15 protein-coding genes and 12 tRNA genes are annotated in these 19947 nt (G+C 49.2%); 21 read left to right on the top strand and 6 right to left on the bottom strand.

What is annotated here, in order from left to right; genetic code table 11:
- Positions 1-30 precede the first annotated feature (30 nt).
- Entirely contained in the window at positions 31-1881 is a 1851-nt protein-coding gene (locus F0L74_RS02280) for a gamma-glutamyltransferase family protein (RefSeq protein ID WP_149836210.1), read from the top strand.
- A 24-nt stretch (positions 1882-1905) separates the two neighbouring features.
- Here F0L74_RS02280 and F0L74_RS02275 read toward each other — a convergent pair whose 3' ends face one another.
- Positions 1906-2265, bottom strand: coding sequence for a winged helix-turn-helix transcriptional regulator (locus F0L74_RS02275; RefSeq protein WP_149836209.1), 360 nt, complete (start codon positions 2263-2265; stop codon positions 1906-1908).
- Positions 2266-3036: 771 nt separating this feature from the next.
- Here F0L74_RS02275 and F0L74_RS02270 point away from each other — a divergent pair.
- Positions 3037-3873 (top strand): carbohydrate-binding family 9-like protein, encoded by an 837-nt coding sequence (locus F0L74_RS02270; protein WP_149836208.1) that lies wholly within the window; start codon positions 3037-3039, stop codon positions 3871-3873.
- A 12-nt stretch (positions 3874-3885) separates the two neighbouring features.
- Positions 3886-4956 carry a family 10 glycosylhydrolase gene (locus tag F0L74_RS02265; protein ID WP_188315824.1) on the top strand — a complete coding sequence of 357 codons (1071 nt, stop codon included), beginning with the start codon at positions 3886-3888 and terminating at the stop codon, positions 4954-4956.
- 265 nt (positions 4957-5221) lie between these two features.
- Here F0L74_RS02265 and F0L74_RS02260 read toward each other — a convergent pair whose 3' ends face one another.
- The 3 genes from F0L74_RS02260 to F0L74_RS02250 all read right to left on the bottom strand — a co-directional run bounded on the left by F0L74_RS02260 (position 5222) and on the right by F0L74_RS02250 (position 9284).
- Positions 5222-7522: a GH92 family glycosyl hydrolase gene (locus F0L74_RS02260; RefSeq protein WP_149836206.1), complete on the bottom strand. Its 2301-nt coding sequence runs from the start codon at positions 7520-7522 to the stop codon at positions 5222-5224.
- 63 nt (positions 7523-7585) lie between these two features.
- Positions 7586-8917: a M56 family metallopeptidase gene (locus tag F0L74_RS02255; RefSeq protein ID WP_149836205.1), complete on the bottom strand. Its 1332-nt coding sequence runs from the start codon at positions 8915-8917 to the stop codon at positions 7586-7588.
- Position 8918: 1 nt separating this feature from the next.
- Positions 8919-9284, bottom strand: a complete 366-nt coding sequence (locus tag F0L74_RS02250; protein WP_149836204.1) for a BlaI/MecI/CopY family transcriptional regulator — start codon at positions 9282-9284, stop codon at positions 8919-8921.
- 157 nt (positions 9285-9441) lie between these two features.
- Between F0L74_RS02250 and F0L74_RS02245 the strand changes: the two genes are divergently transcribed.
- The 3 genes from F0L74_RS02245 to F0L74_RS02235 all read left to right on the top strand — a co-directional run bounded on the left by F0L74_RS02245 (position 9442) and on the right by F0L74_RS02235 (position 12910).
- Positions 9442-10632: a DUF5009 domain-containing protein gene (locus F0L74_RS02245; protein ID WP_149836203.1), complete on the top strand. Its 1191-nt coding sequence runs from the start codon at positions 9442-9444 to the stop codon at positions 10630-10632.
- A gap of 197 nt (positions 10633-10829) precedes the next feature.
- Positions 10830-11279 carry a BP74-related protein gene (locus F0L74_RS02240; protein WP_149836202.1) on the top strand — a complete coding sequence of 150 codons (450 nt, stop codon included), beginning with the start codon at positions 10830-10832 and terminating at the stop codon, positions 11277-11279.
- Positions 11276-12910, top strand: a complete 1635-nt coding sequence (locus F0L74_RS02235) for a L,D-transpeptidase family protein (protein WP_149836201.1) — start codon at positions 11276-11278, stop codon at positions 12908-12910. Before F0L74_RS02240 ends, F0L74_RS02235 begins: the two co-directional genes overlap by 4 nt.
- Here F0L74_RS02235 and F0L74_RS02230 read toward each other — a convergent pair.
- Both F0L74_RS02230 and F0L74_RS02225 read right to left on the bottom strand, forming a co-directional pair.
- The gene (locus F0L74_RS02230) at positions 12897-13664 is read right to left on the bottom strand and encodes a murein L,D-transpeptidase catalytic domain family protein (protein WP_246197608.1); all 768 of its coding nucleotides are present in this window, start codon (positions 13662-13664) and stop codon (positions 12897-12899) included. The two genes, F0L74_RS02235 and F0L74_RS02230, sit on opposite strands and share 14 nt — an antisense overlap.
- A gap of 362 nt (positions 13665-14026) precedes the next feature.
- On the bottom strand, positions 14027-14704 hold the full coding sequence (locus tag F0L74_RS02225; RefSeq protein ID WP_149836199.1) for a hypothetical protein: 678 nt from the start codon (positions 14702-14704) through the stop codon (positions 14027-14029).
- 182 nt (positions 14705-14886) lie between these two features.
- Between F0L74_RS02225 and F0L74_RS02220 the strand changes: the two genes are divergently transcribed.
- The 15 genes from F0L74_RS02220 to F0L74_RS02150 all read left to right on the top strand — a co-directional run bounded on the left by F0L74_RS02220 (position 14887) and on the right by F0L74_RS02150 (position 19896).
- Positions 14887-15606, top strand: coding sequence for a phytanoyl-CoA dioxygenase family protein (locus tag F0L74_RS02220; protein ID WP_149836198.1), 720 nt, complete (start codon positions 14887-14889; stop codon positions 15604-15606).
- 992 nt (positions 15607-16598) lie between these two features.
- A tRNA-Asp gene (locus F0L74_RS02215) sits at positions 16599-16670 on the top strand.
- A gap of 30 nt (positions 16671-16700) precedes the next feature.
- A tRNA-Asp gene (locus F0L74_RS02210) sits at positions 16701-16772 on the top strand.
- A gap of 54 nt (positions 16773-16826) precedes the next feature.
- Positions 16827-16899: transfer RNA gene (locus F0L74_RS02205), tRNA-Ile, on the top strand.
- A gap of 7 nt (positions 16900-16906) precedes the next feature.
- Positions 16907-16979, top strand: a tRNA-Ile gene (locus tag F0L74_RS02200).
- 3 nt (positions 16980-16982) lie between these two features.
- A tRNA-Gln gene (locus F0L74_RS02195) sits at positions 16983-17054 on the top strand.
- 7 nt (positions 17055-17061) lie between these two features.
- Positions 17062-17134 (top strand) — tRNA-His (locus F0L74_RS02190).
- Positions 17135-17140: 6 nt separating this feature from the next.
- Positions 17141-17219 (top strand) — tRNA-OTHER (locus F0L74_RS02185).
- Between the two features lie 11 nt (positions 17220-17230).
- Positions 17231-17303: transfer RNA gene (locus F0L74_RS02180), tRNA-Arg, on the top strand.
- A 7-nt stretch (positions 17304-17310) separates the two neighbouring features.
- Positions 17311-17384 (top strand) — tRNA-Lys (locus F0L74_RS02175).
- Between the two features lie 44 nt (positions 17385-17428).
- Positions 17429-17501 (top strand) — tRNA-Lys (locus F0L74_RS02170).
- A 4-nt stretch (positions 17502-17505) separates the two neighbouring features.
- Positions 17506-17579 (top strand) — tRNA-Asn (locus F0L74_RS02165).
- Between the two features lie 5 nt (positions 17580-17584).
- Positions 17585-17656, top strand: a tRNA-Phe gene (locus tag F0L74_RS02160).
- A gap of 20 nt (positions 17657-17676) precedes the next feature.
- Complete coding sequence (locus F0L74_RS02155) at positions 17677-18162, top strand: ribonuclease H-like YkuK family protein (protein ID WP_149836197.1); 486 nt, start codon at positions 17677-17679, stop codon at positions 18160-18162.
- 633 nt (positions 18163-18795) lie between these two features.
- On the top strand, positions 18796-19896 hold the full coding sequence (locus tag F0L74_RS02150; protein ID WP_149836196.1) for a slipin family protein: 1101 nt from the start codon (positions 18796-18798) through the stop codon (positions 19894-19896).
- Positions 19897-19947: the final 51 nt, after the last annotated feature.

Raw genomic sequence — 19947 nt, 5'->3', positions numbered from 1 at the left:
TTTGGTAGTACAACCAACAATCTATTTGCAATGAGGAAATGCCACACAACCCTATTACTGGTATGCCTGCCCCTATTGGCTATCTGCCAGAGCACCCAGAAACCCGTTTTACATGGCCAGCACTGGATGGCCATCACCGGTAAGCCGCTGGCTGCTACGGCGGGCTCCATCGTCTTCCAGCAGGGCGGCAACGCCGTAGATGCCGCCTGCGGTATGATAGCCGCTACATCCACCATGTGGGACGTGCTAAGCTGGGGCGGGGAAACACAGGCCCTGATCTACAATCCCAAAACAAAGAAAGTGATCGGTATCAACGCGCTGGGCGTAGCGCCCACCGGTGCTACCCCGGCTTTCTATAAACAAAAGAACCTGCGCTATCCGCCGGAGTATGGTCCCCTGGCGGCGGTAACGCCCGGTACGCCCGGCGGTATCCTGACCATGCTGGCAGAGTATGGCACCAAAAGCCTCAAAGAGGTGCTGGCCCCTGCCATGGAACTGGCCAAAGGCTACCCAATAGAAGCGCAAACCGCCAACTCTATCCAGAATAATAAGAAATGGATCACAGAATGGCCCTATTCCAAACAGGTGTTCTTTACCCATCCGGACCGTGCCCGGGTAGCCCCGGATGCCGGGGAGATCTTCCGGCAGCAGGACCTGCTGGCTACCCTGCAAAAGATGGTGGATGCGGAGCAGGAGGCCCTGAAAAAAGGGAAGTCCCGCAAAGAGGCTATTTATGCCGCCTATGACCGTTTCTATAAAGGGGATATTGCCCGGGAATTTGTACGCGGCTGCCAGGAACAGGGCGGTTTGATCACCCTGCAGGACCTGGCCAACTGGAAAGTGCATATAGAAGAGCCCATGATGGTCACTTATAGAGGCATTGAGGTGTACAAACTGGCCCAATGGACCCAGGGCCCCGCTATGCTGCAGGCATTGAACATCCTGGAGAATTTTGACCTTAAAGGCATGGGCTACAACTCCACCCGCTACATACATACCATTTACCAGGCTATGAACCTGGCCTTTGCAGACCGCGACTTCTACTACGGCGATCCCTATTTTCCGCCGGAAGAACCGATGAAAGGCCTGCTTTCCAAAGCCTATGCAAAAGAGCGCGCCCGCATGATCAACATGGAAAAGAACGATACCATGATAGGTCCCGGCGATCCCTACCCCTTTGAAGGCGGCGGCAAAACCAACCCCTATTTCGATCTGTTAAAGACCTGGGGGCATACTGCCGTGTATAAACCGGACGAGCCTATCCATGGCCTGGATGATCCCTTCCTCCAGACATTCCTGAGCGGCACCACCTCTGTAGAGGCGGCAGACCAGGAAGGCTGGGTTGTATCCGTTACGCCCAGCGGCGGCTGGGTACCAGCTACCATTGCCGGCCGTACGGGTGTAGGCATGAGCCAGCGCATGCAGAGTTTTGTGCTGGATGAAAAAGAAAGCCCTTTTAATGTAATGGAACCGGGCAAACGGCCTAAAGTAACCTTAACGCCCACACTGGCCATGAAGGATGGGAAGCCATACCTGTCCTTTGCGGTGCAGGGCGGCGATACGCAGGATCAGAACCTGCTGCAGTTTTTCCTGAATGTGGTGGAATTTGGGATGACGGTACAGGAAGCCGTAGAAGCAGCCAATTTTAACAGCTACCAGATGTACTCCTGCTTTGGCCTGCATGAGCGCAAGCCTGGCGGTATTACCCTGCAGGAGAACACCCCGTTCTGGACCCGTAAGGAATTAAAACAGATGGGGTATAAAATAGATTACCAGGAACGCACCTCGGGCCCTATCAATGCCATCTATTTCGATTGGCAGCATGGGAGCTTCTGGGGTGGTTCCAGTAACCACGGAGAAGATTATGGTATTGGCTGGTAAAATAGCATTACCAGCCTTATCCTTTTATGTAAGCATAACCGGGATGGTATCGGAGAAATCGCAGAGCTTTTCCAGCAGCCTGCATAGCTCCGTACCTCTCTCGGTAAGCGAATACACTACCCTGGGCGGTACCTCAGGGAAATGTTGCCTGTTAATAAGACTGTTTTTCTCCAACAGTTTTAAACGGTCGGCCAGGATATGGTCGGTAATAGGCGCCAATTCCTCTTTAATGCCAGAAAACCGGTTGTTACCTTCCTCAATACAGAACAGGATCTCTGTGATCCACCTGCGGCTCAACAATACCATCAGCTCGTTCAGCGAACACTTGTTCTCCAGGAAAGCTTGATTCTGGTAGTTGGTTGAATTAACCTTCCTTTCAGCCATAGCTATATTTATTTAAGTAGTTACTATTTAAATAATGAGTTCTTGCACACGTAACCGGGAAATAGTTGTTTTGTAGCGACAATGTGATCGCAATTGTGCTTTTTTGGATGCACTATTTCATTGTTACGGCTGTTCTGCTAAAAATGTGTTGGCAATGTAGTCGAATAGATCCAAAGATCAAACAGGAATTATATAAGCGGGAATTTACCCGCAACGGGCGAAATACGAATGAACAATGAAAATGGATGCTGCTCCCTTGCAAAAGAGCGGCTACCGGGTAGGTGAAATGTAATTATACTATTAAATGCCGGCCCGCAGCAGGCAAGCTGGACCGGCCACGAAACAACAGATCTGAACAATTGAATTAATTAATCATTAATACCGGTATTACACAAAAAGCGTATGCCCGCATACGGCTTCAGCTAAGTTTTTACTCGTAAACAAACAGTGAACAATGACGGCGCCGTTGTTAACCCCAATACGCCTGAAAAGGTAGTGGCGGGGTTTAGCAACGGACAGCCGTCACTAACAAACATCCTGGCATGCCGTTATTTCCTTTATACCATAAACAGAGAGTCATTTATAGGGCAGCGGACAGTTTTTTTATACCGATTTTCTACTAACAGGAAGCCCGGCGCCTACCATAGGCGCCGGCGCTTTAGAAAGCATTTCCGGAGGGGATTAAATATAGGTTGACTGACTGACTATGCGATGGGCATAGCACGCAGGGGGGGACTATTTTTTCCGCAACACTTGCCCTATATTTACCCCATGCATTTATTTACTCTCAGCAAAAGCAGCATCCGGAACCTCATAGCCGGAGCCACCATGCTTTTTACGACCGTACCTGCTTTTTCGCAGGTTATCACACCACTGCGCTATACCTGTTATCAAACCAACACCAAACTGGTAATTGATGGAAAGCTAGAGGATGCCGCCTGGCAACAGGCCGCCTGGACAGACGATTTTACGGACATCGAAGGGGATAAAAAACCCAAACCGCCCCTGCGTACCCGCGTAAAAATGCTCTGGGACCAGCAGTACCTCTACATCGCCGCCGAACTGGAAGAGCCAAATATCTGGGGCCGCCTGTTGCAGCGCGATACCATCATCTTCCATGACAACGATTTTGAAGTGTTTATTGACCAGGATGACGACGCCAAAGAGTATTTCGAAATAGAGCTGAATGCCCGTAATACTCCCTTTGACCTGTTTATGCCACGCCCCTACAACGAAGGCGGCCACGCCCTCATTAACTGGGACGCCAAAGGCATGCGCACCGCCGTACATATCAATGGTACCCTCAACAAACCTACGGACAAGGATAAATCCTGGACCGTGGAAATGGCCATCCCCTTCACCGCCCTGCGCCTGCTGAACGTGCGGGAACTGCCGCTGAATAACACTGTTTGGCGTATCAACTTCTCCCGCGTGGAATGGGATACAGAGGTGAAGAACGGCCAGTATGTGAAAGTGCTCAACCCCGCCACTAAAAGGCCCGTGCCGGAGCATAACTGGGTATGGTCCCCCCAGGGTGTTATCAACATGCACATACCGCAGAAATGGGGGTATCTGCAGTTTTCCACCCAGACTGTTCAACCAAAGTAAACCCTCCCTATAATGAACAAACGTAGCTTCATCAAATCATTAGGCGTAGGCAGCCTGGCCCTGGTACAACCAGGCATGGCTGCCAGGGCCGCCGCGCCATTGGCTGCCACGCCCCTGCGGCGCACCTCCCACCGCGTGTGGATCAACCCGGACCCCAAAGACGCGGATGCGGATATCCAGCAACGGTATGCCGCGTACCGCAAGGCCGGCATTGCGGACATCTACTTTGAGGCAGATAGCGAAAAACATTTCCGCATCGCTAAAAAGAACGGTATCAATGCCCATCGCTGGATCTGGACCATGAACCGCGGCGAAAAGGACCTGCTGGCCGCCCACCCGGAATGGTATTCCCAGAACCGTAAAGGCGAGTCCTGCGCTACCCATCCGCCCTATGTGGATTACTACCGCTGGTTATGCCCCAGCAAACCGGAAACGCTTAACTACCTCAAGGAGCAGGTGAGCATGCAACTGTCTAAGGATTATGTGGATGGCATCCACCTGGATTATGTGCGCTATTGCGATGTGATATTGCCCGTGAACCTGTGGAGCAAATACGGTATTGACCAGTCCAGGGAACTGCCGGAATACGATTTCTGTTACTGCGATACCTGCCGCAATGCCTATAAGGAGAAAACCGGCAAGGACCCGCTGGAGCTGGAGCACCCGGACCAGAGCCCTTCCTGGCGCAAATTCCGCTATGACCGGATCACCAATATCGTTAACAACCTGGCCCTGGTAGCCAAACAGCACAAAAAGCCCATTACGGCCGCTGTATTCCCTACGCCGGAAATTGCCAAACGTATTGTTCGCCAGGATTGGACCAACTGGAACCTGGATGCCGTGAACCCGATGATCTACCACGGTTTTTACCGCGAAGATGTTAGCTGGATAGGCGATGCGGTAGCAGAAGGCGTAAAAGGCCTCAACGGCCGTTTCCCGCTCTACGCCGGCCTGTTCCTCCCGGATTTTAACGGTAATATGGCAGATGTGAAACGCGCCGTACAACTGGCGGTACAGAACGGCGCCGCCGGGGTATCCCTGTTTGGCAACGTTACGCCGGAGGTATTGGAAGCTATCAGCTAAACGGTTGATCTGTTCTTAAAGGATCAACCCACACCGCCCAAACTGATACTATCTTAGCAGTATACCCTGAGCGAACCTTAAGCGAACCTAAAGCGAAGGAGAAGCGAAGGTAAACATTTAGCGAAAAGGGTTAAAATAATACCAGAAAGGGCCGGTCAAAAGTAAATTTACTTTTGCCCGGCCCTTCTTATTTGTATGTAAATTAATCAATTACCAGCACATCAGTCTCCTGCATTTCCAATCATCTGCACATCCGCACATCAACTCAATCCATCATCGAATTAGGCCTGTCCGCTTCTGCTTTACCAAACGTATAATTCGGCTGACTACCCATCTTAATAACCAATGTACCGCCTTTTAACAGATCCGCATGGCGGATATAGCTTTTGGTATACGGCTGGCCATTCAGCGTTATGCTCTGGATATACTTATTTTCTTTGCTATTATTCAGCGTTTGCACGGTAAAGGTTTTACCGCCCTGCAGCTGCAGCGTAGCCTTATCAAATACCGGGCTGCCAAATACATAGATGCCTTTGGCCGGGTTCACCGGGTAAAAGCCTACAGAAGACAGCACATACCAGGATGACATAGCGCCTACATCCTCATTACCAGCCAGACCGTCCGGACGGGTAGTATAGAATTCCTTGATCACCTGTCTTACTTTTTCTGCCGTTTTCCACTGGTTACCGGCATAAGCGTACATATAGGTAACGTGATGGCTGGGCTCATTACCATGGGCATACATACCTATCAGACCGGAGATATCAGAAGACGCTTCGGCGCCCATATCGCCTTTGGCATTAAACAGGCTGTCCAGCTTTTGGGTAAACGGCGCATCGCCGCCCATCAGGTTGATCAGGCCTTCTACATCCTGCGGTACCAGCCAGGTATACTGCCAGCCATTACCCTCCGTAAAATCGCCTTTCTCATGTTTGGACTGGAAAGGATCATACGGTGTTTTAAAGCTGCCATCGCTCATACGGGGGCGCACGAACTTGATGGTGCTGTCAAAATAGTTCTTATAGTAAGCAGCACGTTTGGCATACAGCTGATAATCGTCCATCTTACCCATCTTTTTGGCCATAGCGGCTATACACCAGTCGTCAATGGCGTATTCCATGGCTTTGGAAACGGATTCGTACTCCTTATCTGCGGGAATGTAACCACGCTCCTTTACATAGTTCACGCCCAGGTCGTCGCGGGTAGAGGACACTTTCATGGCGTCCAGCGCGGCGGCTGCGTCAAAGCCTTTGTAGCCTTTCAGGAATGCGTCTGCAATAATAGGCACGGCATGATAGCCCACCATACAATTGGTTTCACTGCCCATCAGCGGCCATATAGGCAGTTTGCCCTGTTGCTGGTAAATAGCCAGCAGCGAGTTTACAAAGCCGCTCATACGCTCCGGGTGTATAAGGGTGCTCAGCGGCCCGCAGGAACGGTAGGTATCCCACAGGGAGAATACGGTATAATTATCAAAGCCGGGATGTGTATACACCTTTTTATCCGTACCACGGTAACTGCCATCATGGTCGTTAAACAGGGCCGGGCCTATCATGGTGTGATACAACGCGGTATAGAAGACGCGTTTAGCGCTTTCATCGCCGGATTGTACGTTTATCTTAGCCAGCTGTTTATTCCATTTGGTATTAGCGATCTGCACCAGCTGGTTAAAATCCCATCCGGGCGCTTCTGCGGTGATGTTAGCCAGCGCGTTCTCACTGCTAACAGGAGATATGCCTATTTTCAGCGTTACCTGTTTGGTATTGTTTGCAAAGGTCATAACGCCTTTGGTCTTTACCGCTTTCAGCTCTTTGCCTGGTTGAGCGGCATCGCCGTCAAATACGTTAAAATCTTTGAAAGGCACATTGCTGCGGATGGCAAACCACAACCGCTGATCTTCTGCCCAGCCTTTGGAAAAGCGGTAGCCTTCCAGGGTGTAGGCGTCTTTCTGGCGGATGAAAGTCTCTACCGGCGCATCCCAACCAATCCCTTGCTGCAGGTCTACGATCACGCGTGCTGTTTTACCGGCGGGAAAACTATAGCGGTGAATGCCTACGCGCTCGGTGGCGGTCAGTTCTACCTGTATATCACGATCATCCAGCTGTACGGCATAATATCCCGGCCGCGCGGTTTCGCGGGCATGGGAGTAATGGGAGCCATAACCGGAAGCAGGATCGGTTTGGGAACCGGTGCTGGTTTTTATATCGCCGGTATAAGGCATCATCAGCACATCTCCCAGGTCGCCGATGCCGGTGCCGCTAAGATGTGTCTGAGAAAAGCCTACTACCACGCTGTCAGAATAATGATAACCGGAGCACCAGTCCCACCCCTTTACAATATTGGTCGGACCTACCTGTACCGCTCCAAAAGGAACGCTGGCGCCTACAAATACGTGGCCATGGCCACCGGAGCCGATGTACGGGTCCACATAGGAAAGCGGTTTGCTTTCTGTGGCTTTTTGTCCCTGGATCTTTTTTGGTTGCTCAACCTGCGCTTGTACCTGTGCGCCCACTAATACCAGCCCTGAGAGGGCTAGCAGATACCCGTTTTTTAACCCCGTTTTCATGTTTACTGCTTTAAAAGGGCAAGATACGGGCTGTATCTTATTTTTTTGCAGTTTTTTGGCGGGTTAACGGCCTTGGGAGGGCTTGCTGGCAGGTGCGTAGCCTACTACTACCACATCCGTTTTAACGCCGGGCGCCGCATCTGCCATGGTGTTGTCCGGGCGGTTTAACATAAACTTGACGCTAACCGTACGCTGAACGGGTGTCTTGTTACCAGGGGAGGTCTCAAATTTAGGCATCAGCGCCAGTACACGTTTTACCTCTTCGCCCATTAAATTACTGGCGGCAGGCTGTTTCAGGATAATCACATTAGTGGGGGTACCATCGGCGAGTATAGTGTACTGCGCCTCTACAACGCCGGTAACACCCTGTTCCTGCGCCGCCCTGGGATAGCGGACCCGTTGTGCCACGAATTTTGCAAAGGCTTTTTTGCCCCCGGGAAATCCCGGCAATGTGTCATTGAGGGCCATGGATGTGAAGGCCGGCATCTCAGGTGAAGGCCGGCGGGGCTCGTTGCCGGCGGCAGATAATCCAATAGCAATGCCTATGGCGGGTATGGCCATCAGGTATTTCAATTTACTGGCAGTCCTGGAAGGGAGTTTGTTCATCATGGTAATTCTGTTTTTAAGGTATGAATGTCCAAAACGGTTAACGATCGATCTTGTATGACGGAAGACCCCTATTGCCAGCAAATTATGCTGGTATTGGCCCCGTGGCACCTGTTGCTCCAGCACGGCGGCATCTGCCAGGTATTCCAGGTTCAGTAACAGTGCGCGCTTCATCATCCAGGCAAAAGGATTGTACCAGCACAGGCAACAATAACACGCGGCAAATACGGTATCCCAGGTGTGCCGTTGGCTGGCATGGGCTTTCTCATGTAGTAGTACCTGGTGCAGCGTATCAGGATCATAACTGTCACATGGGAGGAATATGGAATGACCAAAAGAAAAAGGCGTGGTTACCTGTTTGCTGTATACCAGCAGGTAGGGAGCTGCTGCTATTACAACACCACTCCTTTTCAGTTTGCGCACATGCAGTAATTGCAATACATGTAGCAGTAGTAAAATACCGGCTACCAATACATATATCAGCGTAAGCCACTGCCAGGGACCGGCCAGCCAGCCCGTGCCGCCATCTGCGGTAACCCGTATAGTTACAGGATCCAGCATACGGCTTACCGGTGCGGCAACCCTTTTGGCAACTCCCAGCTGCGGGCTAAGCAACGCTATGGAAGGCATGGGCAGCAGCGGTAGCATTAATGAGCAGATATACCCGCTTAACAACCATATGCGGTTATACTGATAAAAGGTCTCTTTCCGTAACAGCAGATGCCAGGCGGTATAACAAATGGCAAGGATACAGCCTGCCTTTAACAGGTAAATAAACAAGGCTTGCATATCAGGATTTGTTTTCTTTATCGATCATTTTTACCAGCTGTTCCAGTTCCTCGGCGCTCATTTTCTCCTCTTTAGCAAAGTAGGCCAGCAGGTTCAGGTACGAGTTGTCAAAAAAGGTGTGCAGCACTTTTTTCATCAGCGTTTGCCGGTACACCTCCTTGCCTACAAGGGGATAATACTCGTAAGTTCCGCCATATTCCTTATGGCCCAGGTAACCCTTTTCCTCCAGGCGTTTCATGAGGGTGGCCACGGTGTTATAATGCGGTTTAGGGTCTGGCAGCTGCTCTATCACATCCTTTACAAAGCCCTTTTCCAGATCCCATAATACCTGCATGAGCTCTTCTTCTTTGCGGGATAATTTCTTCATGAACTAAAGATATAACTATGTTTGTAGTTTGCAAACTATTTCTGTAGTTTAATTATTAAACTTGTAGTAAACTATTGATTATTAACGTTCAATAGAAATAACATTGAAATTGTCGCCCCGAAGTGTTATTTTTCAATAATTGACCTAAACCCTGTACATGATCAACCAACTGAGCACCCAACGCGTGCTTTCTATCGATGTATTCCGCGGCATTACCATACTGGTAATGATCTTTGTGAATGAACTGGCCGGCGTAAGCGGCATTTCCCCCTGGATGAAACACATGCCTGCAGATGCAGACGCTATGACCTTTGTAGATGTGGTATTTCCCGCATTCCTGTTTATTGTGGGCATGTCTATCCCTTTCGCCATTAACCGCCGTATTGCCAAGGGTGATAATTTTATGCAGCTGCAATGGCATATCATATGGCGCAGCCTGGGATTGCTGGTGCTGGGCGTTTTTATGGTGAATGCAGAAGGCGATTATAACGAGGCTGCCATGGGCATGTCCATCCACGTATGGTCCCTGCTGTTTTATGTGTGCGTACTGCTGGTATGGAATGTATACACCCTTCCGCAAAAATGGCTGGTGTATGTGCTCAAAGGCATTGGTATAGCGGGTTTAATAGCCCTGGCGCTGGTGTACCGCGGCGGTGAGGATGGCCGCTCCTATATGCAGCCGCATTGGTGGGGTATACTGGGCCTTATTGGCTGGGCCTATCTGTACAGCTGTATCATCTACCAGCTGTTCAAAGGTAATTTATACGGCCTGCTGGCGATGATCGCCATCTGTATCATATTCTACGCAGTGGGCCATCAGCCTGGCGTTAGCCAGTCTGCCTGGCACTGGATCAGCGCGCAAAGCGGCAATGCGGCACATACTTCTATCGTATTATGCGGCGTGGTATTGTCTTTACTGTTCTTTGACCAGAGCCGTTCTGCTGCTACCCGGCAGCGTATACTACGGGCGCTTGGTTTTGCGCTGATATTATTCATCGCAGGCTATTTTCTCCGGCCCTTTTTTAAGATCTCCAAGATCTACGCTACGCCTACCTGGTGTTTATACAGCGCTGCTATCTGCTGCGTGCTGTTCACTTTTTTATACTGGCTTACAGACATAAAACAGGTAAACCGCTGGACAGCCTTTTTCCGCCCGGCAGCGGCCAATCCCCTGCTTACCTATATCATCCCCTTTATCATTTATGCCTTGCTGCAATGGTCGCAGATAAAACTGCCGGCTGTCCTGCATGAAGGTATACCCGGCATGCTCTGGTGTATTGTATACGCCGTGATCGTGATGGGTATTGCCAAAGCCCTCAACAGAATGGGAATAAAATTGCAGCTGTAACTAAATTCTCCCGGTGAACGTTTAGTAATAGCAATGTAAAAACGTACAGTGAACAATGACCGGTTTACCCGGACCTGTATGCTGTACAATATTCATGACTGATCTGTACCCGTAAGCGAGCGCTGAATAAGTGTTTCCCTTGCGGGTATAGTATTTGTAGCGCTTTATCTGTTCACCTATTTTAAAACCATTAAACCATGCTCAGACTGTTATGCGTATTCATTACCGTATTGCTGCTGGCCCTTGCCTGCACTAATGATCCTGATACGTCGCCGTTCCGCTATTATGAGATAGGGTTTCATGCAGATAACCATGAATGGCGGGATAGCTCTTTTGTAGTGGCCGCTGTGGCCTCAGATACACAGCTTATTAACCAGATCAATGCCCAGCTGGCATTGCCGGAAGATGAGCGGCATAAGATAGTGGTAGGCAGCCTTTCTGCCGGTGATGCCGGTTATAATAAGAATGGCCCCTACTCATTTAAGTGGCATCTGAACGAGCAGGATTGGGACTTAACGGATATGACAGTAGAGATCTATGACGGCAAACCTTATACGGACGTAGACCTGCATAATTCCTACTGGATGAATACGGTGAAAAGATTTGGGCCATGGTCATCCTACATTAAAAAGGAGATCACACCATGAAATGGCTGTTAAGCGCTTTAATTATTTCCGCCGGTATCTATTTCCTGTCTGCAGGCTGTAAACCGGCCAACAAAAACAAAGCTGCACACATTACCCCCCGTAATACGGCAGTGAATAAAACGAATGCCTACAACGATCTTTTCCTGGATAGCACCGCGGTGGAAAAGTTCATCACCCAGCAGCAGCTGAATGATACCGTGGCCAATACCATCCGCAGCTTTTACAACACCCGCAATTTTGAATACGCCTGGTTCGATAGCCAGGGATTAACAGAACAGGCCCTGGGTTTCCGCAGCCTGTACCACTACAGCCACGATACTACTGCCGCTAGCCAGCAGATGGAGACCCGGCTGGATGAACTGGCCACAGAAGAAGATACTGCCATCACCGGTCAGGAAGCCGGTATCGTTAAAACAGAGCTGCAGCTTACCCGCCGGTTTATACAATTTGCCTTAAATACGGATGAGCATAAAGGCCTGCCGGTAGAAGCCCTGGAACAGTTCATCCCCATCCAGCGGCATGGGTTGATGGACCTGGCAGATTCTGTGCTGACCAACGATAGCCGCAGCCATCGCGCTTATGAAGCGGTTAACCCCTCCTACGGCGCCATGAAAGAGCAGCTGGCCCAATATGTAAGCATTACCCGCAAAGGCGGCTGGCCCGCTATTCCCGCAGCTAAAAAGCGATATAAAAAAGGAGACCAGGACACCGCCCTGCTGCTTGTCAAAAAAAGATTGCAGGTCACCGGCGAGCTGTCAGGCGCAGACAGTACCGGCGTTTTTGACGCCGCCCTGGAAACAGCCGTCAGGACCTTCCAGTCCCGCCACGGATATACGCCCAGCGGCGTGATAACGGACACGCTGTTACGGGAAATGAACGTTCCCGCCCAGGTACGGCTGCAGCAGCTGCTCATCAATATGGAGCGGATGCGCTGGATGCCGGCTGAACGGGAAGGGAAGCTGATCATCGTAAACATACCGGAGTTTATGCTGCACGTATGGGAAGGAAAACAAAAGGCTTTTGATATGGCCGTGGTAGTAGGCCGCGAGGGTCACAGCACCACCATGTTCTCCGGAGATATGAACCAGGTAGTGTTCAATCCCTACTGGCATGTGCCCCGCAGCATTGTGCAAAAAGAGATCCTGCCCTCCATTGCTAAGGATAAAGACTACCTGGCAAAGAATGAGATGGAGATCACCGGCGAGCGGAATGGCGTGCCCGTTGTACGGCAGCTACCCGGAAAGAAGAATGCCCTGGGCCGGGTAAAATTCCTGTTCCCCAACAGCTTTAACATCTACTTCCACGATACGCCCGCCAAAGGTCTCTTTAACCAGGATAAAAGAGCATACAGCCACGGCTGTATCCGGCTAAGCGACCCGGTAAAGATGGCGAATTATGTATTGCAGGGAATGCCCAAATGGACGCCTGAGAAGATTGATAGCGCCCTTACACAGGGCGACAAAGAGAAATACATTAAGCTAAAGGAAACCATCCCCGTACTGGTAACCTATTATACCGCCTGGGTGGATGAGCAGGGCGTATTACAGTTCCGCGAGGATATTTATGGGCATGATGCGCGCATGGCGCAGAAAATGTTTAACGGAAATAACGGGCAGCTTACATTGCGGTAGGACTGTTTATGCCAGGCGCCTGCTCCTTTAAGGTGCTTACATCTGGCAGCTGTGCGGAGAAAGCGCTTATATCAAGCGCCTGTACCGGACGAACGGCAGCATTTGCATGAAATGTTGGCATCACCGGCGTGTTCATCGCCACGTTTTTACCTCGTTGCAGCATTTTGGAATGGGCAATATAATTTGGATTGGCGCTGTATATAAACAGGCAGGCGCCGTTTTTAAGCGCAGTGATCACGTCTTCCTTCACCTCCTCCGGGATAGCCGGACAGCCCAGGCTGCGGCCAATATATCCCTGGTTATCAACAAAACTTTCATCCACATAGGACGCGCCGTGCATGACAATACCCCTGCGCATCGCATTATCGTTAATGCTCTTTTCAGCGCCCTGCAAACGGAGGGATAATCCATGTTCGCCTATGTAAGTATTATCAGTGATGTAAAAGCCCAGGCTGCTCATGTTACTGTTCAGCTTATTGGAGAACTTCACGGCGTTGAGCTTGCCGGAATTACGGCCATGGGACACCAGCGTATTGAACAGCAGCTTGCTGTTCCTGACATCTATAACAAATAAACGTTTCTGCGAAGAGGGTAAACTGAAGTCTACAATAGCCAGCACGCTGTCATTTTGGAGCCGGCCGGCATTCAGCAGCCGCTGGAAGCCCTGTATACCATACATAAAGGCGTCTGTGGACAGGCCCAGGGTACCCAGCTGCAGGCTGTCATACAGCATAGCGGTATTGGATCGTACCATACTGGCAGCAATCTTAAGCTTCAGATTTTTACGTCCAATGGAGGATACATTGATTACTGTAAACAAACAAGTTAACAGTATGGCCGGAAAAACAAAAAGTTTGGCTTTTCTAGGTATGTTCATTTTCACAACTCCTTTAATTCACAAATAGGAAATGATTAAATAACTCTAACAGTTGTCTCTCTGATGTGCCTGTTTAGGCATGGAATAGTTTACAAATATCGCTAAAATAACCCGGAAAATTGAAATTTTAGCATGTTTAAAGCTGATTTTTAACAATTTGAACACATTTCACGGCAGAGATTGCAATTTGCGATATATATTAGGGTATTTTCTATATGGCCTGGATGACCAATTACTGCCTAAATTGCCATGATTTGGTTTATTCTGCGTTGTACGGTATCAATTTTTTCGAAGAAAGGAATTAACTGTGGGTCTATCCAGCCAATTAGGTTGTAAAGGGTCGTTCTTATAGCCGAAATGGCTGAACAGTCAATGTTATGTCCAACAAAACATAACGGTTCACAATGACTTACTCTATTCCTAAAACCCTGTATGGCATCAAGTTTAGCGTGAATGCTCGCCCGGTTTTCAATGGCTGGTTTGCCAGGAAAAATGTGAATCGGCCGGCCGCCAACTAGAGAATAATGATGTGCCAGGAAAAACGCGACCCAGAAGCCTAGGGTTTGATCGGAAATTATCTTTCCACTTGTTATAGGAATGGATCTGCGCGTTAATTTACTTTCTGTTTTCAGTATTGCATTTTTTAAGAAGAATTGAGGATTTAACGAAAGATCTCTCATGAAACCATCATTTTGATTAATGATCCAGTCTGGGTCACTAAAATAACCTGACAGGACTATGTTTAGACTATTTCTCAAAACAACTTCAAACTGACTTAAAAGAGGATGAAATGCCTGGGCCAGCTGTATATTGGCATTGTAGAGTTTTTTAGCCCTTTCCTTGTTGTTTGCCGTCGCTACTAAGTATCTGCTATATCTGGGGCTTGATAGATGTTTGTTTCTTAAGGTCAACTTCATACTTGGCAATATCGCGAAATCTTGGTACATTCGTAACGTAGATCTGGTAAAGCCTCTTTCTTTTATAGAAATGTAACCAGGTAAAAGACTTAAGGGCTCATTTATGATGAGCCCTTTTTTAATTTTATGGTACTGCCATTACCCATAGCGCTAACAGTATTTAATATATTTTCTATATAGCCATGCACAACCAGCATTCCCATAAACAGCAACTACACGACGCCGGATTTACCATCATCGATGATGTCTTCACCCCCCAGGAGCTCTCCGCCATCAGTCAGGCTATTACCGCTGCAGATGCCTCCTCACCCGCCTTCCGTAAAACAGAAGACCTTTTCGCCATCCGGCAGTGTTTGCAAAACATCCCCGCCTTGCCCTCCCTTGTCTTTACGCCCGCGTTAAAAGCAATCATCCACCAATTCTTTGGCGCTGATTACTTTATCGTAAAATCCATCTACTTTGATAAACCGGCGCAATCCAACTGGTTTGTAGCCTGGCACCAGGATCTTACGATCTCTGTGGACAGGAAGGCTGCCCTCCCCGGTTACGGCCCCTGGACGGTAAAACAACAACAATTTGGCGTACAACCGCCTTTAGAGGTACTGGAAAACATCTTTACCATCCGCATCCACCTGGATGATACCGATAGTAGCAATGGCGCTCTGCGCGTGATCCCGGGCTCGCACCGCAAAGGCGTCTACCGCCCGGAAACTATTAACTGGTCCGTGGAAACAGTCTCCGTGTGCAACGTGCAAAAAGGTGGTATCATGATCATGCGCCCCTTACTGCTGCATGCATCTGACAGGGCCACCGGCAATACTAACAGAAGGGTCCTGCACCTGGAATTTTCAAATATTATTTTACCTCCTGAAATAGCCTGGGCAGAGTATCTTCCGAATTAATATTACATAGTTGCAAAAATATATTCAAACTAAATTTGTTTTATAAAAAAAAGTCCCCATCTTTGTGTCGTTAAAAATTAAACGCAAATAAAACAGCAACATGCAACGCTACGATCTACATACAATAGAGATTAACGGCTTCAGTCCAAAATGGGACGATACCGTTGGCGGGGCAGGTTATGCTACAGAATAGTTGAAAAGAACTACTTCGATATAACAAGCCCTCGCCGCAAGCGGGGGCTTTTTTTATGCCTTTTACCCTCCCGGATCATGGGCAGCAGCTACTGGCACTGGCTACTGTTAAGGATTTCCCGGGAAATAACGAAGGCGGGTCTATTACCAATATTAAACACATGAGATCACGATATAGTCTATACAAACGATTTACAGTAATGAATGGCACACAGCTGCCAGGCAATTGCCCCTGCCATAAACAGGCGGATCAGGATATTGATGCCCGCGGTGATGAACAGGAAGCACCCCATAAACGACCTTGGTATGCACACAAATAAATAATATTGTGTTGCAAATTTAAAGCCCGGTCGTTTACTCCGACCGGGCTTTTTTTATGGCTTCCTGGTGTAATGGTTAACATGTTGGGTGGTTGACCCGATGCTGCGGTATAAACCCGTACAGGCCATGCTATGCCTGGCAAAGAAGGATTAGTGTAATAGTTAACATGCTGGATGGTTGATCCAATGCTACGGTAAACCCGTACAGGCCATGCTATGCCTGGCAAAGAAGGATTAGTGTAATAGTTAACATGCTGGATGGTTGATCCAATGCTACGGTACAAACCCGTACAGGCCATGCTATGCCTGGCAAAGAAGGATTAGTGTAATAGTTAACATGCTGGATGGTTGATCTGATGCTGCGGGTATGAATCCGTACAGGCCAGGCCATGCCCTGAAAGGACGAAAGATTTTTGCAGGATAAAGTCTAGCATTCAACCTGTGAAAGCCCTGCCATGGCTGAATGAAACGAATTTTTATGGTCTGTTGGTGTAACGGCTAACATCCCGGATTGTCGATCCGGCGCTAGGGGTTCGATTCCCGTACAGACCGCGCTACGCCTGAAAGAGGCAGCATTTTTATGGTCCGTTAGTGTAATGGTTAACATCCCGGATTGTCGATCCGACGCTACGGGTTCGATTCCCGTACGGACCGCACTACGCCTGAAAGGGGCGGGAAGTCTGTTTTGCCTGAAAGGGGCAGCAGCATTGGCTTGTAGCTCAATGGTGAGAGCATTTGCCTTATACGCAACAGGTTGCCGGTTCGAACCCGGCCAGGCCAACAACAAGGGTGACTTAGCTCAATTGGTAGAGTACTACGCTGATACCGTAGCGGTTGGCAGTTCGAGTCCGCCAGTCACCACATTGCTGGGTAGTGTAATGGTTAACATATCACATTTTGACTGTGATGATTCCGGTTCGAGTCCGGCCCCGGTAACATACATGGTGTCATTAGTTTAACGGTAGAACACCCGGTTGTGGGCCGGGAGATCAGGGTTCGATTCCCGACTGACGCCCAAATATTGGCTCGTAGCTCAACTGGCTAGAGCTCCGGTCTCTTATCCGCCGGCTGGCGGAGTGAGTTCGAGTCTCACCGGGCCAACTATAATAAATTGACAGGTAGTTCAATTGGATAGAATTCCATACTACGAATATGGAGATACAGGTTCGAGTCCTGTCCCGTCAACAAACATTGGTTCGTAACTCAACTGGTTAGAGTACCGGTCTTTTAAACCGGGTGCTGTGGGTTCGAGTCCCACCGGGCCAACTAAGGACATGATGCTGGAGGGGCGGGAGCCCGTCAACAAACATTGGTTCGTAGCTCAATGGTTAGAGCTCCGGTCTTTTAAACCGGGGGCTGTGAGTTCGAATCTCACCGGACCAACTATGGATAAATAGCTCAATGGTAGAGCGCCGGCCTGTTAAGCCGTGGATGAAAGTTCGATCCTTTCTTTATCCGCCAACAATGGATGTGTAGCTCCAATGGTAGAGCAGCGGTTTGAAGCACCGTGGCTGCAGGTTCGAGCCCTGCCACATCCGCGCTAATAAAAAGTATAGCCATGGAAAAGCGTAAACAATGGAGAAGGTTAAATGGCTCCATCGTAGAAGCAGCAATTGAAGATGAAGTAAGGAACGTGTTGTTACAGGCGCAGGAACAGGGACATGCCATGAAGGTATGTATAGGTACAGATAGCCAGGTAAAGGGCGGCATCACAGAGTTTGCCACCGTTATCGTATTCCTCCGCAAAGGAAAAGGCGGTTTCATGTATATCCACAATGAGACCAGCCAGCGGAAAATGGCCATCAAAGAACGCATGCTGGAAGAAGTAACAAAAAGCATAGAGATCGCTTATGAGCTCTGTAGCCTCTTTACTGCTTTTAACGTGGATATGGAAGTCCATGCAGATATCAACACCAGCCCTGGTTTCAAAAGTAACGACGCTTTAAAGGAAGCCATGGGGTACATTATGGGGATGGGCTTTGTTTTCAGGGCCAAACCACATGCATTTGCCAGCACGAACTGCGCGGATAAAGCCGTGCACTAGTGTAAGCGATGGAAGTGATAACAAAACAATTAATAAAACGCCTTCATAGCAATAACGGGTGAATGGAATATCATCAGCAAAAGGCTGGTAACGCCATCCCGGCTTTAAAGGACGAAAAGTATCGCTGATGCGGAGCATCAGCAAAAGAAGAGGTTACCCGCATATCCCGCAACCTGAGGCTGGAGCTTTGAGAGCTCCGCAGTGCAGTAGTAGTAACGATCTGTATGCTGTTGCGGCATAGTGCAGTATCCTGTGGGATCTATAGAGTGAGGGTTCGAGTCCCTTCCAGGCTTTCATCCCTGGTAGCGTAAAGGTATCGCGATAGTTAAAATCAGAATTGGCCTTAAAAACCAATGACGGAAGACCGCTCCTTCCTAAAAAAATGGCGAACTGCAGAAGCCGAAGGTTACCTGCCGCTCATGCTCCATCAAAAGGATGGGGCATAAAGATCCGGCAAACACCTGCGGGCCACGCAGCCTACCAGGCAGCGCTGATACCGGCAAACAGCGGGTTAGTGAGTTGCACACAAACTGTATCCCCGGTACAGGCGCCTGGTAGTGTATGGCCCCCGTGAATGCGGGATGTCCGGCTGGTAACGCGGCTTTTTTTTAAACAGATGAAAAAATTAAACACATGAAACGAGTACGAATTAACGCCCACCAGACGGGTCTGGTATTTAAACGAGGCGCATACCAGCACATGCTTACAACAGGTAGCTATTGGCTCATGCCCTTCGAGACCCTGGAAATATATGATATGACCCAGGCCTTCAATGCCACCCATCAGTGGAATATCCTTCTCCAGGATAACGTGCTGCGGGACCGGCTGCACGTGATCGAAGTAAAGGATCATGAAATAGTGCTGCAGTACGAAGATGGTCTGCTGAAGAAAGTACTGACCGCAGGCCGGTACGCCTTCTGGAAAGGTATCATCAACTATACATTCACCCGTGCAGACATCGGCAAAGCCGTGATCACGGAGCCGATAGACCGTACCACCCTGCTGAACAAACAGCTGGCTCCGTTTATCCGCACCTTTAGCGTGGAACACTACGAAAAGGCTATCCTGCTGATAGATGGCAAGTACGCGCAAACGCTGGCAAGCGGTATATACTACTTCTGGAAGAATGATATTCCGGTATTTGTTGGTAAAATAGATACACGCCAGCTGCAGGTAGAGCTGAATGGTCAGGAGATCCTGACAAAAGATAAGGCCTCCCTGCGCATCAATGCCTGGGCGCAATACCGTATCACGGATATTGAACAGGCCCTGTTGCAGAATAAGGAGCATGAACGCCAGCTGTATGTCATCTTCCAGTTAACCCTGCGGGAGTACATTGCAGGCTTCGATTTCGATGAACTGCTGGAGAAAAAGGACGCCCTGGCGGCCTATGTGCTGGAAGCCGTTAAGGAAAAGGCGGCACAACTGGGTATAGCCGTAGCGGGCTTTGGTATCCGCGATATTATCCTTCCGGGCGATATGAAGGAGATCATGAACCAGGTGCTGATGGCGGAGAAAAAGGCCCAGGCCAACATTATCACCCGCCGCGAGGAAACCGCCAGCACCCGCAGCTTGCTGAATACGGCTAAACTGATGGAAGATAATTCCATGCTGTTTAAGCTGAAGGAGATGGAGTATGTGGAAAAGATAGCAGAGCGGGTCAATAACATTAGTTTGAATGGAAATGGTGTACTAATAGATCAGTTGCGCCAGATCTTTGTACCTGTGAAATAGCAATGAAAAAAGGTGGCCGTATTTACGGCCACCTTTGCTGTGTTGAGGCGT

Origin of the sequence: Chitinophaga agrisoli (assembly GCF_008386695.1) — a bacterium.
Classification (GTDB): Bacteria; Bacteroidota; Bacteroidia; order Chitinophagales; family Chitinophagaceae; genus Chitinophaga; species Chitinophaga agrisoli.
The sequence above is the reverse complement of the archived record's forward strand: the minus strand, read 5'-3'. Positions and strand labels throughout refer to the sequence as shown.